At 69.1% G+C, this 1953-nt stretch carries 4 protein-coding genes; all 4 read right to left on the reverse strand.

Translation table 11 applies throughout. The features are described 5' to 3' along the window. The coding region (locus ACFSM0_RS17675) for a hypothetical protein (protein WP_377393695.1) at nucleotides 1-188 on the reverse strand (188 nt) is incomplete at its 3' end. Next, a complete protein-coding gene (locus tag ACFSM0_RS17680) occupies nucleotides 185-613 on the reverse strand; it encodes a DUF6950 family protein (protein ID WP_377393698.1) in 429 nt (142 codons plus the stop codon). The genes ACFSM0_RS17680 and ACFSM0_RS17675, both read right to left, overlap by 4 nt. Continuing rightward, nucleotides 598-1212 carry a hypothetical protein gene (locus tag ACFSM0_RS17685; protein ID WP_377393701.1) on the reverse strand — a complete coding sequence of 205 codons (615 nt, stop codon included), beginning with the start codon at nucleotides 1210-1212 and terminating at the stop codon, nucleotides 598-600. Before ACFSM0_RS17685 ends, ACFSM0_RS17680 begins: the two co-directional genes overlap by 16 nt. A gap of 1 nt (nucleotide 1213) precedes the next feature. Next, a complete protein-coding gene (locus tag ACFSM0_RS17690; protein ID WP_377393704.1) occupies nucleotides 1214-1843 on the reverse strand; it encodes a hypothetical protein in 630 nt (209 codons plus the stop codon). Nucleotides 1844-1953 lie beyond the last annotated feature (110 nt).

Raw genomic sequence — 1953 nt, forward strand, 5'->3', positions numbered from 1 at the left:
GCCGCGGAGGCCGCATTGAGCAAAAGCCCCACCACAAGCGAGGGCAGCGCAAAGGTATAAGCCGCGCCACCGGCAAAGATCGTGAAGAGCGGGATCCCCGGCCCGGCCTGCGCCGCCTCCACGGACGCGGCAAGCAGCACCGGCGCAAGTGCGAGCGCCCGCCGGAAGGTCAGCCGAGAGCGCTTCATCGTGCGCCCACCTCAAAGGCCCGCATCGCCGCCGCGCGCTCGCGCGGGCCGATGCCATCGAGGCCGAGCACGATCAGCGTGCCGCCATTGAAGATCCCGAGCGCGCCGATCTCGCCCTCATCAAGGAGCGCAATATCGCCGTCCATCGCCATGCACGGATGGCACTCCGGCAGCACCGCCGCCACCGCATCGCCGAGGCTCGCATACCCGGCTTTGCGCAGCGCCTTCATGGCCCCCGCTGCCGTGCGGTATGTGCCCCGCCAGCCCTTGCGCAGATCCGCCCCGGTGATCGCCTCGACGGCCCCCGCCGCAAGCCCGAGCGCGCAATCGCGGCGCCCCCAGGCAAAGGCCTCGCGCCGGTGCGCCTCGATCTCGGCATGCAGCCGCGCATGCCAATCGGCGCGGCGTTTCAGCGCTTGTACCATTGCATCTTCCTTTCGCCGATCACCGCGGCATATTCCGAGAACCGATCCCCGGCGGCGCGGCGCTTTTGGTGCACATCCGAGGATTTGGCGGGGTTGACCTGCCCGAGCTGCGTCATGATCTCCGAGCGGATCGAGAGCGCGATGCCCCCCGCGCCCCCCGCCGCGGGCGTCGAGATCGGCCCCTCATCGACAATGCCCACCCATTGCAGCTGCGGCGCCGAGGTGAGCGCGCCGCCCGTCATCGTCGTGGCATGCACCTCGACAGGGGCGAGCCGCACATCAAGGCCGCGCACCAGCGCCTGCGCCGCGGGCGCAATCTGGCTGAGCGTGACCGTGACCGGATTGTCCGTGAGGTCAGCCACATACTGCAGCCCCTCGACCTCAAGGCCGAGCCCGCCCAGATAGGCGCGGCTTGCCGTGGTGCCATCGGGCAACGCCACCGTGACCGTCAGATCCTCATCGCCAGACCAGATGCCCATGGGCGACGGCGTGCCACTCGCGCGGTCCTTGGCCACGATCCAGACAAAGTGCACCGGCGCAATGCCCTCTTCGGGCGCTGCCGCGAGGCGCGCCGCAAGGGCAGACTCCATGATCCGCATGTCAGACCTTTTGCAAAAGCGTGAGAGAGGCGCCTTGGGCGTAGCGCCCCGGCATGGCGGTAAAGCCGGTGTAATCCTCGACCATCGCCTTGAAAGAGGGCCGCGCCATCTCGACGGCATCGCCGGTTGCCACGCCCAAATGCACGTAAGGATAGACCGAGAGTGCGGAGAGCGTGCCCGAAGCATCCGCCACCCCCGCCTCGGCAAAGGTCGCAAACCAGATCCGCCCCGCGCTGTGCGCAATGCTGAGCCGGTCCCCGATCGCCACCGCATAGCCCGCCGGAAGCCCCGAGAGCGCAACCGCGGTGCGATCTGGCGCGATCGCGGAGACGATCACGCCATCCCCCGGCGCGCCGCCCGCCGCGGGCAGATAGACCGGATCGGCCCAGAGGAAGGTTTTGGCCATGCCATCGAGCGCGAGGATCTTGGCGTCCACCTCGCGCGCCTCCGCCCAGGAGCGCGCCACAAGCGGCACCGTCGCGGTCCAGAGCGGCGTGGCGAGCCGCGCCGACCAGACCTGCCCGCGCGCCGTGCCGGAGGTCTCGTCAAACCGGCGCAGCCCGAGCGGGATCTGCGTTTCCTTGATATGCGCGGAGAGGAAGGCGAGCGGATAAGGGAAGGTCAGGGCCATCAGTAACGCTCCCTCGGTTTTGCAAGGTGACGTTGGATCTTCGCGGGCAGCGCCTTCTCTTGCGCCGCTGCCATCTGCCCCATCTCGGCGCGCACCCGCGCCATGATCTG

This window comes from Rhodobacter lacus, from assembly GCF_042683065.1.
Taxonomy (GTDB): Bacteria; Pseudomonadota; Alphaproteobacteria; order Rhodobacterales; family Rhodobacteraceae; genus Rhodobacter; species Rhodobacter lacus.

What these genes read in the sequence shown, in the direction of transcription:
- ACFSM0_RS17690 (WP_377393704.1), bottom strand. Translation starts at nt 1,843, where the DNA reads ATGGCCCTGACCTTCCCTTATCCGCTCGCCTTCCTCTCCGCGCATATC.
- ACFSM0_RS17685 (WP_377393701.1), bottom strand. Translation starts at nt 1,212, where the DNA reads ATGCGGATCATGGAGTCTGCCCTTGCGGCGCGCCTCGCGGCAGCGCCC.
- ACFSM0_RS17680 (WP_377393698.1), bottom strand. Translation starts at nt 613, where the DNA reads ATGGTACAAGCGCTGAAACGCCGCGCCGATTGGCATGCGCGGCTGCAT.